The sequence below is a fragment of the Haloarcula amylolytica genome, from assembly GCF_049705545.1.
Lineage (GTDB): Archaea > Halobacteriota > Halobacteria > Halobacteriales > Haloarculaceae > Haloarcula > Haloarcula amylolytica_B.
Genome location: NZ_JBNAMU010000002.1, coordinates 23,876 through 40,811, shown reverse-complemented (window position 1 = coordinate 40,811; position 16,936 = coordinate 23,876). Strand labels below are relative to the sequence as shown.

Sequence of the window (16,936 nt, the reverse complement as noted above, 5' to 3'; positions counted from 1 at the left end):
TATCGGAGTTAGGACTCGTTACGTCAGCGACCCACACAACAACGGGTATCTTTATAATCTATCATCGATATCAGCCTATACGGTATGGTTAACGACGATAGCCCAGTCACACGTCGCTCGTATCTCAAGGGAACCGCTGGTGCAGCCGCGATGGCTAGCCTCGCCGGGTGTGCCTTCGGCGGCGGCGGTGGCGGCAGTGACGATACGCTCACAATCGCCGGGACGGTCCCCGAGACGGGGGCGTTCTCCTCGCTCGGACAGGACCTGCGGCGCGGGTACGAACTCGGACAGGCCCAGATGAACGAGCAACTCGACCGCGACGTCGAGCTCATTCTTCAGGACGACGAGAGCGACGCGCAGACGCTCCGGCAGAATCTTCAGGAGATGACCAGCAACAACGACGTCAACATGATCTGGGGGAGTTTCTCCAGTCTGCTGGTCACCGCCGGGAGCGCCTTCGCGGAAAACCAGAACCTCCCGTTCCTCGGTATCGCGTTCGCCTACGAGGAACCCCACCGTAACGACAACTACGAGTGGACGTACTCGCCGTTCCCGAAGTCGCGCGACGTTGCCCGATCGACACTCGGGACCCTCGACCTCATCCCGGAGGGCGACCGACCGAACCGCATCGGGATCTGGGAGCCTAACTCCGGTTGGGGCAAAGAGCAGGCCGAATACTGGGAGAACCGACTGGGCGAGGCCGGCTACGACATCGTCCTTCGCGAGACGTTCGAAATCGGCTCACAGGACTTCTCGACGCTCATCAGTCAGTCCCAGAGCGCCGACGTCGAAGTGCTGCTTTCGAACCCGACGCCGGGCGGCGGCATCACGGCCGTCAACCAGATGCAGTCGAACAACTGGTCGCCGAAGATGCTCAAGTTCGTCCGTGGGGCCGACCCGTCGGCGTGGTGGTCGGCACTCGGCGACGCGGGCGCGTACGCGCTGATGTGCCCGGGGTGGGTCCCCGGCCTGACCGGCAACGGCAACCAGCAGCTTCGAGAGACGTACATGAGCGAGTACGAGACTGAGAGCCAGTACATGCCGGTCAACGTCGGCGGGTCCTACAACCTGACGCAGGTCGCTCTGCAGGCGGTCCAGGCCGCCGGCTCCATCGAAGCCGACGCCATCCAGAGCGCGCTTCGCAGCGAGACGTTCCAGACGGTCATCGGTGAGTTCGGCTTCGAGGACAACGGGCTCCCCGCCGAAGGCGAACTGACGGCACCGACCGGCCAGTGGTGGGACGGAGCCCAGCGCCTCGCCTACCCGAACACCGACTCCGAGCGCTCACTGGAGTTCAGGTACCCCATCCCGCCGTGGAGTGAGCGGTAACCTCTCGACAATGGTCACCGGAGAACTCGTTTCACAGTCTATTGTCAACGGGCTGCTGCTGGGCGGGATCTACGCCGTCGCCGCCCTGGGCCTGTCGCTCGTGTTCGGGATCATGGACATCGTGAATCTCGCGCACGGCCACATGCTGATGGTCGGCGCGTACGTCGCCATCCTCCTGTTCGCAGCGACGGGTATCACCCCGCTTCTCGGCATGTTCCTCGCCATCGGACTGCTGTTCGTCCTCGGTGTTGTCTTGCAGAAGGTGCTGTTGAAACACGTTGTCGGGGAGGGCATCGAACAGCCCATTATCATCCTGTTCGGGCTGGCACTGATACTGCAGAACATCGGCCAGTTGGTCCTGGGCGGCGACGCGCGGACCGCCGACCTCGGTATCCCCGGCAGCGGTATCGACCTCGGGTTCGTGTTCCTCTCCCTGCCGCGGACGGTGACGTTTGTCGTTGCAGTGCTCCTCATCGTCAGCACCTGGGCGTTCCTCCAGTACACGCGAACGGGGCAGGCTATCCGCGCGACCGCACAGAACCGGACCGCGGCCAAACACATGGGCATCGACACGGACCGCATCTACGTCATTACGCTGGGAATCGGCACAGCGCTTGCCGGCGCAGCCGGTGCGTTGCTCTCGATGCTGTTCCCGATTGACCCGTACATCGGGTGGTCATACCTCCTGAAAGCGTTCGCTGTCGTCGTGCTGGGCGGTGTCGGCAGCATCCTCGGGACTCTGGTTGGCGGCGTCGTCCTCGGTGTCTCGGAAAACCTCGGCGCGCTGTACCTCGGTGGCGGCTACCGAAACGTGGTGAGTCTGCTCATCTTCCTCGGAGTGCTGTTGCTCAAGCCCGAGGGACTGTTCGGTTCAGGAGGGGATGGCGAATGAGCCTGCTCCAGCGCCATCCCGAGCAGTCGCTGCTCGGAAACCGCCGTCTGCAGGCTATCGTTGCGGTCGCCGTTGTCGTGCTCGGACTCGTCCCGCTGACGACGACCGATTCGCTAACCGGGCTCATTCTGACGGGGTTAGTGTTCATGATGCTCGGCGTCTCGTGGAACCTGCTGGCCGGATACGCCGGACAGATTTCGCTCGGACACGCCGCGTTCTTCGGCATGGGTGCGTACGTCGCCGCGTGGCTGACGACCCCGGGTGCGGCTGGCTTTCCGGCTGCAATCCAGCTCCCGATTCTCGTCGCCGTGGTCATCGGCGGGCTGGCTGCGGCGCTGATCGCGCTCGTCATCGGCCCGGTTATCTTCCGGCTGAGCGGTCACTACTTCGCCATCGGAACACTCGCGCTGGCAGCGGTTATCGAGCTTGTGATGCTCGACCAGCGCTCGTTCACCGGTGGGTCGACAGGGTACTACGTCCAGGGTGACCTGAGCGTCGGTAGTGTGCTTTCACATGGCGATGTCATGTTTTTCCTGACGCTCGTGGCGACAGTCCTTACGATTGCGATCACGTACCGGATCGTCGAGGGTTCCGGTGGGCTCGCGATGAAAGCCATCCACGACGACGAAGCGGCCGCGAGCAGTCTCGGCGTCAACCCACTGAAGTACAAGATGTACGCCTTCGTGGTCTCGTCGTTCTTCGCGGGGCTCGCGGGAGCGCTGTACGGCCACTACACGCTGTACATCAATCCGGGATCCACGCTGGCGGTGACCTGGACCATCGACTCACTGGTCATCGTCATCCTCGGCGGGATGGGGACCTTCGCCGGGCCGATTCTCGGTGCCGGCCTGTTCCTCCTGCTCGACACCGGACTCGCAGCTATCGTCGGCAGTGTCGCGACAACCATCGAGGGGACGCTCATCATCCTGTTTATGATCTTCCTCCCACAGGGGCTGAGCGGACTCGCTGAGGACTATCTCATCTCTGACAAGGGCGGCTCAGAGGAGCCATCGGGCTCGGATGCGATTTCGAACGACGAGACGGTTGATGCTGAGCCGGGTGTGACGCCCGACGAAGAGTAACCTCAGGCCCCGAGATACGATTCTTCCACGCGTTCGTCCTCGGCTAGCTCGGCGGACGTTCCGGAAAGGGTCACCTGCCCGGTTTTGATGACGTACCCGCGGTCGGCCACGCGGAGCGCGTTGTATATGTCCTGCTCGACGAGTAACACCGTCGTTCCGTTCTCGTTGATGCGCTCGATCGCCTCGAACACGTCGTCGACCAGCACCGGCGCAAGGCCCAGGCTGGCCTCGTCCAGCAACAGCAGGTCAGGGTCGCTCATCAGCCCACGGCCGATGGCCAGCATCTGCTGTTCGCCGCCCGAGAGCGTGCCGGCGCGCTGGCTGGCCCGCTCTTCGAGCCGGGGGAATATCTCGTAGACGGTCTCGAGTCGCTCGTCCATCCCGCTGCGATCGATGTATGCCCCGAGCTCCAGGTTCTCGCGGATACTGCTATCGGTGAAGATCTCTCGCCCCTCCGGAACGTGGGCGACGCCCATCTCCACGACCTCTTCGTGGGGCATCCTGCCGATATTCTCCCCGTTGAACCGTACTTCGCCAGCCGTCGGCTGGAGATCACCACAGATCGTCTTGAGAGTGGTCGTCTTGCCGGCACCGTTGGCGCCGAGCAGTGCGACGGTCTCGCCTCGTTCGACGGAGAGACTGACATCCCAGAGGACCTGCACGTTCCCGTACGACACGTCTATCGAATCTACTTCGAGGAGCGCCATCGATTACCACATGATTTATCGCCGGTTTTCTTAAGTGTACTCCTCTGTAGCAGGCCAAAAAAAAAGCGATCCGAGTGAGGCCGAGAACCGACCGGAGGCCGCTATTCCTGTCCGCCTTTCTGGACGTCGGCCTCGGCGTAGCTGACGTCCCGTTCGGTGACGTCGACGGTCATCTCGCCGACGGACTCGATTTGGGCCTCGATGGTATCGCCGTCGGAGAGTTCGCTGACGCCTTCCGGCGTCCCGGTGGTAATGACGTCGCCGGTTTCCAAGGTCGCTCCGAGTGACGCGTACTGGACGACATCCGCGCAGGTGTACACCATATCGCCGGTGTTCTCGTACTGGCGGCGCTCGCCGTTGAGTTGCAGTTCCATCTGGAGGTCCTGTGGGTCGTCGATGTCGTCGGCTGTCGTCACGCACGGACCGATGACGGTGAACGTGTCGTAGGACTTCCGGTTCGAGCGGTCCTGGTCGCCCCGCAGCGAGATGTCCAGTAGAATCGTGTAGCCGAAGATGTGGTCCCAGGCCTCCTCGGCCGGCACGTCCTTCACATCGCCCTCCATGACGAACGCGAGTTCGATTTCGTGGTCGGTGCGCCGGTCGGAAAACGGCAGTTCGATGCCGTGGTCGGGGCCGACGACGCTGGAGGGGGCTTTCAGGAAGTAGCCCTTGTCCTTGATCGAGAACCACTCGTCGGTCGTGATGTCGCGATCCGACAGCGCCTCTTCGATGTGGTTCTCGTAGTTCAGCGGCGCGGCGATGACCTTGCCGGGGCGACCCACGGGCGACCCGACCTCTACGTCCTCGACTGCGTGGTCCGGTTCGGCGTCGGTGTACTCGCTGGCGTCGTAGTCGCCGTCGATGTACTCGACGAGGGGGTCTTCGGCGTCAATCCCGAGGCGGTCGTTCAGGGCGATGATGCCGTCGCCGTCGTCTGTGAGCAACCCGAACTGGTCGTTGTCATAGCGGACAAATCGCATACCCATGATATCGTTGGATACCATGATAAAAGATGCCTTTCTGTGTGGCGCGCAGGGACTTTGCCCTCGGGTCGCCACTCAGAAGTGCGCGTCCGTCCGCGTCAGCTCCGCGTCGGCGGCCACGTCCTCTCGGAAGTGCGTCGCGAGCGAATCGAGCGTCCAGCCGTCGGGGTCGACACCGACAGCGTCCATCGCCGGGTCCGAATAGACACCGACCCGGTTCCCACCGGCATAGAGCGTACAGCCGGTCACGTCCGCCGCCGCGTCGCTGGCGAGGTACGCGACCATCGGCGCGACCTTCTCCGGTGGCATCTCGTCCCGCGTGTACGGGCGGTGTTCCTCGGGAACAGTCTCTGTCATCCGCGTGTAGCCGTTCGGAACGAGCGCGTTGACCCGCACGTCCGAGCGGTGCATCTCGGTCGACACCGACCGGACCATCCCGAGGACGCCCGCCTTCGCCGCGGCGTAGTTGGCCTGGCCGAGATTCCCCCGGGCGGCCCCGGCGCTGATCGCCAGATACGACCGCTGGCGGTCGAAGCCGTCGCCGCCCGCCTCGCGCCAGTGTGCGCAGGCTGCTTGGAGCGGGGCGAACTGCCCAGTGAGGTTGTTTTCGATGACCGCCGTCCAGTCCTCAGGGTCGAGCGTGTAGCTCATGCCGTCCCGGAGGATGCCGGCGAAGTTGGCGACGAAGTCCAGCCGGCCCTCCGCTGCGACTGTCTCATCGATGAGGCGCTGTGCGTAGTCGAAGTCGCTCACGTCGCCGTGGTGGGCCGTCGCCGCCCCGCCTGCGTCCCGGATGTCGGCGGCGACCTGCTCGGGCACGGCCGGGTCGCTGCCGTCGCCGGCCACAGACGTGCCCAGGTCGTTCACCACGACGGTTGCGCCGTGGTCGGCGAGTTCGTGGGCCGCCGCCTCGCCGAGACCGTTGCCACCGCCGATGACGAGACAGACGGCCCCGTCCAGTGTCTCAGAACGGGAACTCACGGTCCTCGTGCTGGAGCGAGATCCACTTCTTCTCGGTCACCTCGTCGAGGAAGTCGTCGGTGTTGTAGCCGCCGACGCCGGAGGCGGCGGTGCCGCTGAAGGGCACGTGGGCCTCGTCGTTTACCGGCTGATCGTTGACGTGGACCATCCCGGTCTCCATCCGCTGTGCGATGCGCTTGCCCGCGCCCACGTCGCCCGCGTGGACGGACCCGGACAGGCCGTATTCGGTGTCGTTGGCGAGTTCGACGGCTTCGTCGACATCTGCGAACGGAATCACCGGCGCGATGGGGCCGAAGTGCTCGTTACAGGCCGCCGCCATGTCGTTGGTCACGTCCGAGAGCACCGTCGGTTCGACCACCAGCGAATCCTCGACGCCGTCTAGCTCGACCGTGCCGCCACCGGTCTCGAGCGTGGCACCGGCTTCGACGGTCTCCTCGACGTACTCCAACATCTCGTCGCGCTGGGATTCGTCGATGATGGGGCCGAGAACGACGTGCTCGTGGGCGCTGCCCGCCGGCAAGTTCTCGGCGCGTTCGGTAAGCCGCTCTACGTACTCGTCGTAGACGTCCTCGTGGACGAGGTGGCGGTTGATGGAGATACAGACCTGTCCCTGGTGGGCGAACGAGCCGAAGACGCCGGCGTCGACGGCCTGTTGGATATCGGCGTCGGCCGTGACCACGTGGGCGTTGTTCCCGCCGAGTTCCATCGCGGCTTCGGCGAGGTTCTCACCGGCCGCAGCAGCGACGCGGCGACCGACATCGGTCGAGCCGGTGAAAGCGACGACATCGCTTTCCGGGTGGCTGGCGACAGCGTCACCGATGTCCGAACCGTGGCCCGTCACGACGTTCAGCACGCCGTCGGGGAACCCGGCGTCCTCGAACAGGCGGGCGAACAGGAGCCCGCCGACGATCGGCGTGTTCGTCGCCGGCTTCAGGACGACCGTGTTGCCGGCGGCGACGGCCGGGGCGAGGGCCCGCACCGAGAGGTTCAGCGGGAAGTTCCACGGCGAGATGACCGTCACCACGCCCTGCGGTTCACGCTGGACGATGTTCTCCTTGCCGGGGATGTTCGAGGCGGCGTGTTCGCCTTTCATCCGCCGTGGCATGGTGGCCGCCTCCGCAATCTGGTCTTCCGTGAGGTGGACCGATGTCTCCCCTATCCCCGCGGCCTGGCCCGCCTCGGTCGCCAGAAGCTCGACTATCTCCTCGCTGTGCTCGTCCACTGTTTGCAGGAGGTTCTGGACGAGTTCTTCGCGTCGGGCCGGCGGGGTCTGTCCCCACTCCGTCTGCGCTTCGGCAGCCGCTTCGTAGGCAGCGTCTACGTCCGCCTCGGTTCCGCGGGGAACCTGGGTCACCGTTTCGCGTGTCGAGGGGTCATCGACAGCGATGCTGTCCCCGCTCGTGCTCTCGTCCCACTCGCCGCCGATGTAGAGCTTGTTCCAGTCAGCCTCGATGCTGTACCGTGATACGCCTTCTTGTGCCATATGCGTACATACGGCGAATCGATTATGAAGGTTTGGTCACTTCCGGCTTATCCATCGCCCGACCCCGACAGTTGTTACGGGCGCGAGGTCGAGAGCGCTGCATCGAGGGCTTCGACCGGGGTCGGTGGCTCTTCGCTGCGGCCCGCAAACGCTCCGTTGACCGTGACATCGAGGTCGCCGAGTTGTGTTCGACAGGAGGCTCCCGGTGCGACGACGCTGTCAGCGTCGCTTCCGGTCACCTGTCCAGCGAGTTCGTCGCCGATAGCCATGCTCATCGCGTGGTGTTCGGCCTCGTAACCGAAACTTCCGGCCATGCCACAGCACCCGGAATCCAGCGGGTCGACTCCGTAGCCGGCCCGCCGGAGGACGCCGACGGCGTGGTGGTCCTTCTTCGTCGCTTTCTGATGGCAGTGCCCGTGGTACGCCAGCGACCGGTCGGTGCTGCCGAACGCTATCTCGTCGTCGAGCCGGAAGGTGTCGAGGTACTCACACACCCCGTAGCTGTTGGCCGCCAGCCGCTCGACTGACTCTCCGGAGAGGAGGTCCAGATAATCAGACTGGATCATCACGGCGTCGCTCGGTTCGACGACAACCACATCCCAGCCGTCGGCAACGCGGGGAGCGAGCGCAGTCACGGCCTCGCTGGCCGTCTCACGAGTTGCGTCGACGAACCCCTTCGAGTAGGACGGGCGACCGCTGTCTGTCACGTCTGCCACCTCGACGTGGACGTCCGCGGCCTCGAGCACCCGAACCGCTGCTTTCCCAACATCGGGGTGGCTGAAGTTCGTGTAGGTGTCCGGGAACAGGACCGCTTTTCGCTCGGCCTCCCGCTCGGGGACCTGCGGGCCTCTGGCCTCGAACCAGTCCTGCAGGCTCTCGCGTTCGAAAGTCGGCAGCGAGCGCTCGCTGGCGATACCGAGGGTCTTCTCCATTACCGTTCGTGCGCCCGGGAGCTTCGGCCCCAAGTTCGACAGTGGGGCGAGCGCGCTGCCGACCCGGGCCAGGGTGTCGATGTTCGCAAACAGTCGCTCCCGCAGACTCGCGCCGTGTTCCTCGTGGTGGGCGTGTTCCACTTCGACTTTCAGTTTCGCCATGTCCACTTCGCTCGGACAGTCGTGTGCACACCCCTTACAGCCGATACAGAGGTCCATCACCTCGCTGACGAACTCGTCGTCGGTCGGATCGTCCGGCAAGTCACCGCTCATGGCTTGCCGGAGCATGTTGGCCCGGCCGCGGGTCGACGTGACCTCCTCGTCGGCCGCCCGGAAGGTGGGACACATCACCCCGCCCTCGGACTGCTGTGTCCGACAGCCGCCACAGCCGTGGCACAGCTCGACCATCCCCTGCATCCCGTTCTCGTTGTCCCATTCGAGCGCCGAGTCGAACCCGGCGTCGAACTCGTACGCCGGGTCGAACCGCAGGTTTTCGGTCAGCGACACGTCGCCACACACCTGTCCCGGATTGAGCAGCCAGTCGGGGTCGAACGCGGTCTTCAGGTCGCGAAAGGCCTCCCAGAGCTGCTCGCCGTACAGTTTCCGGTTCCACTGGGTTCGGGCCCGGCCGTCGCCGTGCTCGCCGGACACGGACCCGCCGAACTCCACGACGAGGTCAGTCACGGCATCGCCGATAGCTTCCATCGCGTCGAGGTCGGTCTGTGACTTCGTGTTGACCAGCGGACGGACGTGGAGGACGCCGGGGCCAGCGTGTGCATAGAATGACGCGAACGTGTCCTGTTCCGCGAGCACGTCCTGAAACTCGCTGACGAACTCGGGGAGGTTCTCCGGCGGGATGGCGCAGTCTTCGAGGAAACTGATGTGCTTGGCATCGCTCGTCCGCCCGAGCAGAATCGGCAGCCCGGACTTCCGGAGCTTCCAGAGCTCTTTCCGGTCAGGAGCGTCGTACGCTTCCAGAGCGTCAAAGGCGTAGTAGTCTCCGACGCGGTCCTCGCTGCCGTCTTCCGGAATCCGGTCCGCGAGGAGGTCGGCGACCTGTTCTCGGCCGTGTTCGTCGCTGTCGGTGTAGAACTCGACTAGCAGAGCGGCCCGCGTTTGATCGGGCAGCCGGTCGGCCACAGCGGCGAACTCCGTCGTGTCGGCCGCGAGATCGATGAGCACGTCGTCGATGAGTTCGACTGCGGCGGGGTCGTGCCGGAGAACGTGTTGCACGTCACTGACCGCGTCGACGACGCTGTCGTAGGTCAGCAGCGTCACCGCTTTCGTCTCCGGCGTCGGTTCGAGCGAGACAGTCGCTTCAGTGACGACCGCAAGCGTTCCCTCGCTACCGGCCAGCAGGCTGGCGAGGTTAACCACTCCGGGCTCGCCGTACTCGCCTTCGTACTCCGCGACAAGCCGGTCCAGGTTGTACCCCGAGACGTTGCGCTTCATGTCGGGATAGCGCTCGTCGATTGCATCGGCATGGCCGTCCAGTAACTCGACGACGCCGGCTGCGATCCGGGCCTCGATATCGTCGCTCTCAGCGTCAGCCCGCGAGCGGAGGTCGGCGACCGATTCCTCGCCGAACGTGGCGACAGTACCGTCCGCGAGCACTACCTCACAGGACTCGACGTAGTGGTCCGTCTTCTCGTAGACCAGCGAGTGGGCCCCAGTCGAGTTATTCCCGATAGCACCTCCGATAGCGCTGCGGTTGCCAGCCGCTGGGTCGGGTCCGAACGTCAGCCCGAACGCCGAAGCGCGGTCGTTCAGGTCGGCGAGGATAGCACCGGACTGCACTGTTGCCTCTCTCGCATCGGGGTCAACGTTACGGACTGCATCCATATGGCGCGTGAAGTCGAGCACGACAGCCTCGTTGACAGTCTGGCCGGCGAGGCTCGTTCCGCCACCCCGCGGAAGAACCGGGATCTCGCGGTCGGCACAGTAGGAGACGACCGCAGAGACATCGTCGGTCGACGTGGGAAACACGACACCGATAGGCGTCACCTCGTACGCGCTGGCATCGGTGGCGTACAACTGCCGTGTGTAGGTATCGAACCGCACTTCGCCTTCGACGCGGCTCTCTAAATCGGAGACGAGGCCGGGCCGTTCGACCTGGCCGCCGACGTAGTCGTAGTTCGCACGGCCGTCGCTCGCCTTCGGAGCGAGTTGGACACCACCGTCTGTGGCGGCGTCGCTATCGTCAGGGTGCATGTGCTACCACCTGTGTGAACCAATAACTTAACGCCGCCGTTCTCGGCACAGCGCGACGGCCTCGTGTTCCAGAGTGTGTCAACCGATAACTATCAGGTTGCCCCCTGCGCCGGTGCGACTGAGCAGTCGCAATGCGACTGGACTCATAAACTTGGTCTGCAAATAAAAGCTTATACAAGTATAAATACCGGAAATAGATATTAAAACCGCCAAATAAGTAATCGAGTGTGTCCTATTTCTCTCTCAATTTCTGGCCAATAATTATAGATTGTGACATATAAATGTGTTTTCAGATTTCGTTCTCTAGTATTCCGATATCTATCTTCTATTTCCACCAAATATCTACATATTCGGTCAGAAATGATTGGGATTGTGAATAGCGGTCCCGCTCACTACTCTCATCCCGGAAGAAAGAGATCAAAGATTGCAACGACCAGTCCGAGGAGTCCCATTCGAGCTGCGGCGACGTACCACCGTTGATCCGAGACCGACAGTCACACCCGGTCCGATGTTGATCACAGTGTCCCCATCCGGGACGCCGGAAAACACGGCACCGATAATGATTCTAATGGTTGTGAGCGTCCCGTCGGACCTTTTTGGAACCGGTTAGTGGATTTCCGTTCCATCAGCTGGTGGGGCCAACCCGTCGAAAAACGCCGAACAGGCTTCGTTGAACGCCCCCGACTGGTCCTGATTGACGAGGTGGCCGGAGTCAGGTATCGATCGGGCGGTCCCAGTCTGGACAGTTCGTGCGATTCGCTCACCCTGTCGCTTGACGAGCGGTATCTCGTGGTCGCCGTACAGGACGAGCGTCGGCGTCGAAACGTGTGAGAGCGTCGGGGCTACGCGTTCGTAGAGCGCTCGGAATATCTTCCGAAATTCGGTTGCAGAAATCGATTCGATGGCCTCCATCGACTGCTTGCGGACCGTTTCGTCAAGCGCGAGCCAGTGGCCGCCGTTGGTCATCCGAATCGAATCGAGCAACGTTTTGAATGTCAACGTCGGCCCAACAGCAGTGAGAGTCCCCGAAAGCAGTGGGAGCGGTGAGAACAACTGCTTCATTCCATGGGGGAGGTCGACCGGCGGCATCGTCTGTAACGGTCCCCCGATGACCGCGCCGCGAGCACCGGCCGGGTGTCGGTCGAGATAGGTTTGAACGACCATTCCACCGGCAGAAATCCCGGCTAAAATCGGGTGTTGCACGTTCAGCGTCGACAGCAGTTCGTCAAGATCGTCGGCGAACAGCTCAATGGAGTACTGACGTGACTCAGTCGAACCGGTCTGACCGTGGCCACGAAGATCGACCGTTATCACCCTGTAATCGTCGGCGAAGTAGTCGATCTGTGACTGCCACGACCGGTGGTCCTGCCAGCCCCCGTGGAGGCAAACGAGCGGCGGCCCGGTTCCCGTCTCTTCGTACCAGAGGGAGCCGCCTTCGATCTGAACTGTTGGCATCGAGTAGGACTGGTGTCGCCCCACGGATAAGCCTTCGACCTAGTCTGACAAGCGGAACGAGCTCCAACATATTTTACTCTTTTCATCAAAACAACAGCAAAGGTGAAAGTGTCAGGGGATAATATGTCTCCATCGCAGATAGTTTGTATGGCAATCGTACAGGCAGCCACGGGAAGCATACTCGCAGTCCAGAACGTATTCCTACAGTTTAGCGGTGACCTCATCGGTCTCGCAATACTGTTCCTCGTTCTCGCGCTAGTCGCAGGGTTACTGGGCGCGACCGGTGTCGCCGGGCTTAGTATGGACATCGCGAAGTGGCTCGTCATCATCTTCGTGATCCTCGCTGTCGTCTCCTTCGTATTCTGATCCGGCACGAGCAGTACTGTGCGGAAAGTTGTCAGGGTTCACCCGGACGAATGGACGAGAACAAGATCAAAACGATGCTGGATACAGAGAGGAATGGTCAGAGCCTTCACCGGCAAGACAACGGTATCGTTTGCGCTGGCAGTCCAAATAGTGCCCTCCACTGTCGAGTTTTTCGCACTCTGTTCGGCGATGGAAAAATCCCCTTCGTGTACTACAGCTGGATACAGGAAAAAGTAGCTACGATAGACGGCGATGAGGCACTGCCCAATCTGATGGACAAGGTGGCATGATGCAATTAAAACGCCTGAGCTGGCTGCGAACGTGGTTTCCCATTCCAATGGGCCGACGCGGGTTCGAACTCAGGCGATGGATACTGCTTGAAGGGCACCGCCTCGCAGTCACTGGGGCATTGCTTTCCGTGACGTTTGCAAGCATCGTACTCATGGGCTCGATCTGGACCTTTGAGATGCAGATGCTCCTCACCGAAACTGAGGCCGTTCAGACGATTCTCAACTCGTTTCTCAGCGGGATAATCCTCCTCGTTTCCATTGTCGTTTCCATCAATTCCATCGTGCTCTCCCACGACATCACTTCCATCGGTGCTCAGGAGAAGCGCATCGAAAGCATGATCGAGTTCCGGCGGGACATCGGCGGACTCACCGGCGATGACGCTGCACCAAGGGATCCGGATTCGTTTCTCAGGGTGATGGCGACGATAATCAAAGAGCGCGCGCACTCTCTCGAAAATGCCGGTGAGGACCTCGATGACGAGATCGGTGACTCGTTCTCCGAAGATATCACCGTGTACGTAGACTCAGTTGCTGCGACAGCGGAGGAACTCGAGTCTTCGGTTCAGCAGGTCCACGGTGGAGACCTCTATGCTCTTTGGTTGGGACTAGAGACCGATTACGGGCCGCTGATGAACAACATGCGCAATTTCACCTCCACGTACCGGAGCCATCTGAACGAAGACGAGGTAAAGGAGTTCAACGACCTGATGGAAATGTTTGAGATGTTCGCTACCGGTCGCGAGTACTTCAAAACGCTGTACTACGGTAAAGAGATATCAGAGCTCTCACGGACGCTGCTGGTTTTTTCTCTGCCATCCATCATCGTTACAATCTGGGCAATACTGGCGATCGACGCCAATCTCCTGCCCGACATCTGGGCTTTCGGCCTGTCGCCGTTGCTCCTGTTCGTTGCCCTGACGTTCACAATCGCGTTGGTTCCGTTTATCATCCTGACATCGTATATGCTCCGTGTGGCGACGGTCAGTTCTCGGGCTTCAACATCGGGGCCGTTTAGATTACGATCCTGACCGCGGGCTGTACTGACACACCTACCGATACCGGTGGATGGACCGATATGCCGTCTGGATAGCCTTATCAAACGTTGTACTGCGTAGCTGCGGTTCTACGTCACCTGCTTGGATAGCCGCAACCACGGCTTCGGGAGTGAGCCGTGGCGCCTCGATTCGAGTGAACGCGCGGCCGACTTCGAAGGGGTAGTGTGCGTCACTCCCTCCGACGACGGGGAGCGACAGTGTGTCCGCGAGCTCCCGGACACGCTCTATGTTCCCCGGATGCTTGCCGTTCACTTCGACGGCGTCGAAATCTGCACCGCTCTTGCGGACATCACTCCGGCGGAATGGATGAGCGATAATCGCGGCACTCCCCCGTTCGTGTGCCAGTGAGACGACTTCGGTCGGGGTGAGTTCCCCGGGAGTGGTCCGTCGAGGCGGATCGGGACCGACGACCAGGACGTGACCGGCCGTCGTCGAGATTTCTATACCAGGAACGAACAGCGGCTCGGTCGTCCCACTTTCGTACCCGGGCGAGTAGTCGTGATTAGTCAGCGCCACACCGTCCAGGTCGTGCCACCGGCTGGCGAGCCGTACCAGTTGCGCCCCGAGCGGATCGTAGGCGGTCGGCCTGCTCTCGAACCCGTGGAAGAACCGCGTGTGCGTGTGGAGGTCTACGGTGTACATGGAACCAGTGACAACCAGTGGGTAATCACAACGGTCTGTTTTGTCGGGTTCATTCCGGATCCGGGTCGTATCCGTCGCCCACTGCGACGGACAGCGTACCCGGGCGAACGTCGATTGTGAGTTCTCGGTGACTGATTATTTCCCCGTCTAAACTGAAGCTGATAGCCGACGGATCGTGGTTCGTGATCGTGAGCGATGACGCCTTCGACCGGATGATATGCTCGGAGTCACTGCCCAGGAGTCGCTCAGTGATCCGGTCGCTCATCAGGTCGAACGTCGAGACGTCCTTGATCACCACGATATCGAGGAGGCCGTCCTCCATATCGGCCTGCGCACCGCCCGTTGCGGTAAACCGACGACCGTTGCCGATGAGCACACAGATCGCCTCGCCGGCCCACGCTGCGGACTGGTCATCGTCGGCGGGGTCAATAGTAAGCCGGAGCGATTCGAAGTCCGACATCGACCGGAGACCGGTGACGACGTATGCCAGCACACCTAGTCGGTCTTTCATCGCGGGGGACGTCTCGCTGCTGGACTCAGCGGTCAGTCCCGCGACACAGGAGTTGACGAAGGGCCGGTCACTGGCCTGCCCGAGATCTATTCGGCGTCGATCGCCGTCCGCCAAGACACCAAACGCCGTTTCGAGATCAGTGATTCCCAACTGCTGTGCGAAGTTGTTTCCCGTGCCGAGGGGGAGAACCCCGAGGGTCACGTCGTCCAGTGCGTCCGCCTGTTCGAGACCCCCGATAACCTCGTTGATAGTCCCATCACCCCCAGCGGCGACAATCGTTTCGTATCCCGTCTCGGCGGCCGCTTTCGCCAGCGAAATGGCGTCGCCCGCCGCTTCGGTCTCTTCGATATCGTAGTCGTGTGCCGCCACCCGCTCCCGGACGGTGTCACCGTGATCACCGCTTCCGCTCCGGGGGTTGTAAATTAGAACCGTCCCAGACATCCCTAAATTACTCCTCCCACAGCGGTGGTCTGCGGTGTCCGTTGGACGTATCCTGCCTTCTATCTGCTACGGGAGTCTGCATAGCAATGGACAGGGTTTTGTAGCATTTTGTTAGGAACATTATATTCTATCTTCACAGGCCCTGGTGTTTTCAGCGGAAAATAATATCAGCTTACTGCCATTCAGACCGAACCGGGACCACAGGCCAGCGGGCGCGTCATCATCAGACAGTCGCGGCCAAATTATCGTGAACCGCCTCAGATTCAACGTATACCGAAAGCGGAGCGTCCTGTCATCACGGAAACCGAGAGTCTCCGTACAGCCCCGCAGTTGAACTGATTGGCACACTGATCGTATTGCCAGGGCCGATGAGATGTGCATTAGTTTCCAACGGCTACTGTAGGCACTTGGCCTGCCTATGCGGATACGTGCAACGTAGCAGTCCTTCCGAGTGCTCTAGCTACAGGTAGAGGGGCGTGATCAGTCTTCGCGGACTTCGGAAAGCGCTTCCCTGGGAGCGTCACAGTTCGGGCACGTCGACGGGATGCTATCTTCGAGTTCGCCCATCTCTCCGCACTCCCCACACTGCCACATCAGATACCCTTCGCCGAACTCTTGGCCCGGGATCTCCTCCTGGTCGACACCGTCACGGGCGTTCGTTTCGACCGTTTCAACTTCGAACCCATCAGTAGTGAATCCACTGACGCGACCCACTAATTGTCCGGTTTTCGTGTAGACGTATTCGCCCGGTTCGATAGCCTCGTCTGTGGTCGATAGGTTATCAGCCATACTCGACTAGTTGGTCGTATAACATATCAAACTATCGACCGTCGCTATATTGCTAGGGTATTTGCTTGCAAGTAAAGGAGGGGTTCGTATGGATTTCCGACCGCGAGACGCCGACATGAGAGGGCTCAGCTTATACCTCATCGGAACCTGTGAATCCCGTAACATTCTTCCGGATGGTCTCTGAAAGGGGTGCATGGCGAACGACCAGTCCGACAGCGATGAGACAGGCGACTCGCGGGAGATGGGCATCGACTTCGGCCGCCTTGACGACGAGCTGACATCTGAAACGTATCCAGTCGAGCGGGAAAGGCTACTCTCGGAGTACGGTGAATATGAAATAGAGACCGCCAACGGGTCACAGACGCTACGGTCGATACTGGGGGGCCAAGAGATGGAGACCGACAGCCACGAGTATGAATCAGCGGATGCGGTCCGCCAGGCCGTGCTCAACATGGTTGGCTCTGGCGCGGTCGGCCGAGAAGAATATTCTGACCGGGGCGGGACGAACCCGGAACAGGACGCCGAGGGGGAAACCCAGGACGAACAGTCACTCTGAAGCCGATCATCGACGCTGTCCAGGGGTGCATACATCGACCGAGTGATTTCACGAGACCAGAGGCCCAGGGACGCTACAATCGGTTGTGCTGATTTCATCCCAGAACTACTGGCCGCTCACGACACTTCTACCCACATCTCAGGCGGGCTTTTTGTGTTGACTCGGAGCGCTTCCATTGAGGGATTCTCCGAATCGCCCTACATTGCCATCCCGACCAGGGCATCTACCGAG

16 protein-coding genes are annotated in these 16,936 nt (G+C 61.5%); 7 read left to right on the top strand and 9 right to left on the bottom strand.

Annotated elements, in window-relative coordinates; genetic code table 11:
- Positions 1 to 84: 84 nt before the first annotated feature.
- Genes ACOZ4H_RS16755 through ACOZ4H_RS16745 form a run of 3 tightly spaced genes read left to right on the top strand, consistent with a single transcriptional unit; the run spans position 85 to position 3,303 of the window.
- Positions 85 to 1,329, top strand: a complete 1,245-nt coding sequence (locus ACOZ4H_RS16755) for an amino acid ABC transporter substrate-binding protein (protein ID WP_424330418.1) — start codon at positions 85 to 87, stop codon at positions 1,327 to 1,329.
- Positions 1,330 to 1,339: 10 nt separating this feature from the next.
- Positions 1,340 to 2,221 carry a branched-chain amino acid ABC transporter permease gene (locus ACOZ4H_RS16750; protein ID WP_424330417.1) on the top strand — a complete coding sequence of 294 codons (882 nt, stop codon included), beginning with the start codon at positions 1,340 to 1,342 and terminating at the stop codon, positions 2,219 to 2,221.
- Positions 2,218 to 3,303, top strand: a complete 1,086-nt coding sequence (locus tag ACOZ4H_RS16745; protein ID WP_424330416.1) for a branched-chain amino acid ABC transporter permease — start codon at positions 2,218 to 2,220, stop codon at positions 3,301 to 3,303. Before ACOZ4H_RS16750 ends, ACOZ4H_RS16745 begins: the two co-directional genes overlap by 4 nt.
- A gap of 2 nt (positions 3,304 to 3,305) precedes the next feature.
- Here the strand turns inward: ACOZ4H_RS16745 and ACOZ4H_RS16740 are convergent, their stop codons facing one another.
- The 6 genes from ACOZ4H_RS16740 to ACOZ4H_RS16715 form a co-directional block, all read right to left on the bottom strand.
- Entirely contained in the window at positions 3,306 to 4,010 is a 705-nt protein-coding gene (locus tag ACOZ4H_RS16740; RefSeq protein ID WP_424330415.1) for an ABC transporter ATP-binding protein, read from the bottom strand.
- A 101-nt stretch (positions 4,011 to 4,111) separates the two neighbouring features.
- Entirely contained in the window at positions 4,112 to 4,990 is an 879-nt protein-coding gene (locus ACOZ4H_RS16735) for a fumarylacetoacetate hydrolase family protein (protein WP_424330414.1), read from the bottom strand.
- A gap of 78 nt (positions 4,991 to 5,068) precedes the next feature.
- Entirely contained in the window at positions 5,069 to 5,974 is a 906-nt protein-coding gene (locus ACOZ4H_RS16730; RefSeq protein ID WP_424330413.1) for an SDR family oxidoreductase, read from the bottom strand.
- Complete coding sequence (locus tag ACOZ4H_RS16725) at positions 5,958 to 7,457, bottom strand: aldehyde dehydrogenase family protein (protein WP_424330412.1); 1,500 nt, start codon at positions 7,455 to 7,457, stop codon at positions 5,958 to 5,960. Before ACOZ4H_RS16725 ends, ACOZ4H_RS16730 begins: the two co-directional genes overlap by 17 nt.
- Before the next feature lie 74 nt (positions 7,458 to 7,531).
- Positions 7,532 to 10,600 carry an FAD-binding and (Fe-S)-binding domain-containing protein gene (locus ACOZ4H_RS16720; RefSeq protein ID WP_424330411.1) on the bottom strand — a complete coding sequence of 1,023 codons (3,069 nt, stop codon included), beginning with the start codon at positions 10,598 to 10,600 and terminating at the stop codon, positions 7,532 to 7,534.
- Positions 10,601 to 11,206: 606 nt separating this feature from the next.
- Entirely contained in the window at positions 11,207 to 12,055 is an 849-nt protein-coding gene (locus tag ACOZ4H_RS16715) for an alpha/beta fold hydrolase (protein WP_424330410.1), read from the bottom strand.
- Between the two features lie 147 nt (positions 12,056 to 12,202).
- Here ACOZ4H_RS16715 and ACOZ4H_RS16710 point away from each other — a divergent pair, with 147 nt between their 5' ends.
- Genes ACOZ4H_RS16710 through ACOZ4H_RS16700 form a run of 3 tightly spaced genes read left to right on the top strand, consistent with a single transcriptional unit; the run spans position 12,203 to position 13,739 of the window.
- Entirely contained in the window at positions 12,203 to 12,421 is a 219-nt protein-coding gene (locus ACOZ4H_RS16710; RefSeq protein WP_424330409.1) for a DUF1328 family protein, read from the top strand.
- A 50-nt stretch (positions 12,422 to 12,471) separates the two neighbouring features.
- Positions 12,472 to 12,711, top strand: coding sequence for a hypothetical protein (locus tag ACOZ4H_RS16705; protein WP_424330408.1), 240 nt, complete (start codon positions 12,472 to 12,474; stop codon positions 12,709 to 12,711).
- Positions 12,712 to 12,758: 47 nt separating this feature from the next.
- Positions 12,759 to 13,739 (top strand): hypothetical protein, encoded by a 981-nt coding sequence (locus ACOZ4H_RS16700; RefSeq protein WP_424330407.1) that lies wholly within the window; start codon positions 12,759 to 12,761, stop codon positions 13,737 to 13,739.
- 21 nt (positions 13,740 to 13,760) lie between these two features.
- Here the strand turns inward: ACOZ4H_RS16700 and ACOZ4H_RS16695 are convergent, their stop codons facing one another.
- From ACOZ4H_RS16695 to ACOZ4H_RS16685, 3 genes are all read right to left on the bottom strand, one after another.
- Positions 13,761 to 14,408: a PHP-associated domain-containing protein gene (locus ACOZ4H_RS16695; RefSeq protein WP_424330406.1), complete on the bottom strand. Its 648-nt coding sequence runs from the start codon at positions 14,406 to 14,408 to the stop codon at positions 13,761 to 13,763.
- Between the two features lie 49 nt (positions 14,409 to 14,457).
- Entirely contained in the window at positions 14,458 to 15,360 is a 903-nt protein-coding gene (locus ACOZ4H_RS16690; protein WP_424330405.1) for a diacylglycerol/lipid kinase family protein, read from the bottom strand.
- Positions 15,361 to 15,840: 480 nt separating this feature from the next.
- Positions 15,841 to 16,149, bottom strand: a complete 309-nt coding sequence (locus ACOZ4H_RS16685) for a DUF7130 family rubredoxin-like protein (protein WP_424330404.1) — start codon at positions 16,147 to 16,149, stop codon at positions 15,841 to 15,843.
- 193 nt (positions 16,150 to 16,342) lie between these two features.
- On the opposite strand from ACOZ4H_RS16685, the gene ACOZ4H_RS16680 reads away from it, so the two are divergent.
- Positions 16,343 to 16,705 carry a DUF5789 family protein gene (locus ACOZ4H_RS16680; protein ID WP_424330403.1) on the top strand — a complete coding sequence of 121 codons (363 nt, stop codon included), beginning with the start codon at positions 16,343 to 16,345 and terminating at the stop codon, positions 16,703 to 16,705.
- Positions 16,706 to 16,936: the final 231 nt, after the last annotated feature.

What these genes read in the sequence shown, in the direction of transcription:
- ACOZ4H_RS16755 (WP_424330418.1), top strand. Translation starts at nt 85, where the DNA reads ATGGTTAACGACGATAGCCCAGTCACACGTCGCTCGTATCTCAAGGGA.
- ACOZ4H_RS16750 (WP_424330417.1), top strand. Translation starts at nt 1,340, where the DNA reads ATGGTCACCGGAGAACTCGTTTCACAGTCTATTGTCAACGGGCTGCTG.
- ACOZ4H_RS16745 (WP_424330416.1), top strand. Translation starts at nt 2,218, where the DNA reads ATGAGCCTGCTCCAGCGCCATCCCGAGCAGTCGCTGCTCGGAAACCGC.
- ACOZ4H_RS16740 (WP_424330415.1), bottom strand. Translation starts at nt 4,010, where the DNA reads ATGGCGCTCCTCGAAGTAGATTCGATAGACGTGTCGTACGGGAACGTG.
- ACOZ4H_RS16735 (WP_424330414.1), bottom strand. Translation starts at nt 4,990, where the DNA reads ATGCGATTTGTCCGCTATGACAACGACCAGTTCGGGTTGCTCACAGAC.
- ACOZ4H_RS16725 (WP_424330412.1), bottom strand. Translation starts at nt 7,457, where the DNA reads ATGGCACAAGAAGGCGTATCACGGTACAGCATCGAGGCTGACTGGAAC.
- ACOZ4H_RS16720 (WP_424330411.1), bottom strand. Translation starts at nt 10,600, where the DNA reads ATGCACCCTGACGATAGCGACGCCGCCACAGACGGTGGTGTCCAACTC.
- ACOZ4H_RS16715 (WP_424330410.1), bottom strand. Translation starts at nt 12,055, where the DNA reads ATGCCAACAGTTCAGATCGAAGGCGGCTCCCTCTGGTACGAAGAGACG.
- ACOZ4H_RS16710 (WP_424330409.1), top strand. Translation starts at nt 12,203, where the DNA reads ATGGCAATCGTACAGGCAGCCACGGGAAGCATACTCGCAGTCCAGAAC.
- ACOZ4H_RS16705 (WP_424330408.1), top strand. Translation starts at nt 12,472, where the DNA reads ATGGACGAGAACAAGATCAAAACGATGCTGGATACAGAGAGGAATGGT.
- ACOZ4H_RS16700 (WP_424330407.1), top strand. Translation starts at nt 12,759, where the DNA reads ATGGGCCGACGCGGGTTCGAACTCAGGCGATGGATACTGCTTGAAGGG.
- ACOZ4H_RS16695 (WP_424330406.1), bottom strand. Translation starts at nt 14,408, where the DNA reads ATGTACACCGTAGACCTCCACACGCACACGCGGTTCTTCCACGGGTTC.
- ACOZ4H_RS16690 (WP_424330405.1), bottom strand. Translation starts at nt 15,360, where the DNA reads ATGTCTGGGACGGTTCTAATTTACAACCCCCGGAGCGGAAGCGGTGAT.
- ACOZ4H_RS16685 (WP_424330404.1), bottom strand. Translation starts at nt 16,149, where the DNA reads ATGGCTGATAACCTATCGACCACAGACGAGGCTATCGAACCGGGCGAA.
- ACOZ4H_RS16680 (WP_424330403.1), top strand. Translation starts at nt 16,343, where the DNA reads ATGGCGAACGACCAGTCCGACAGCGATGAGACAGGCGACTCGCGGGAG.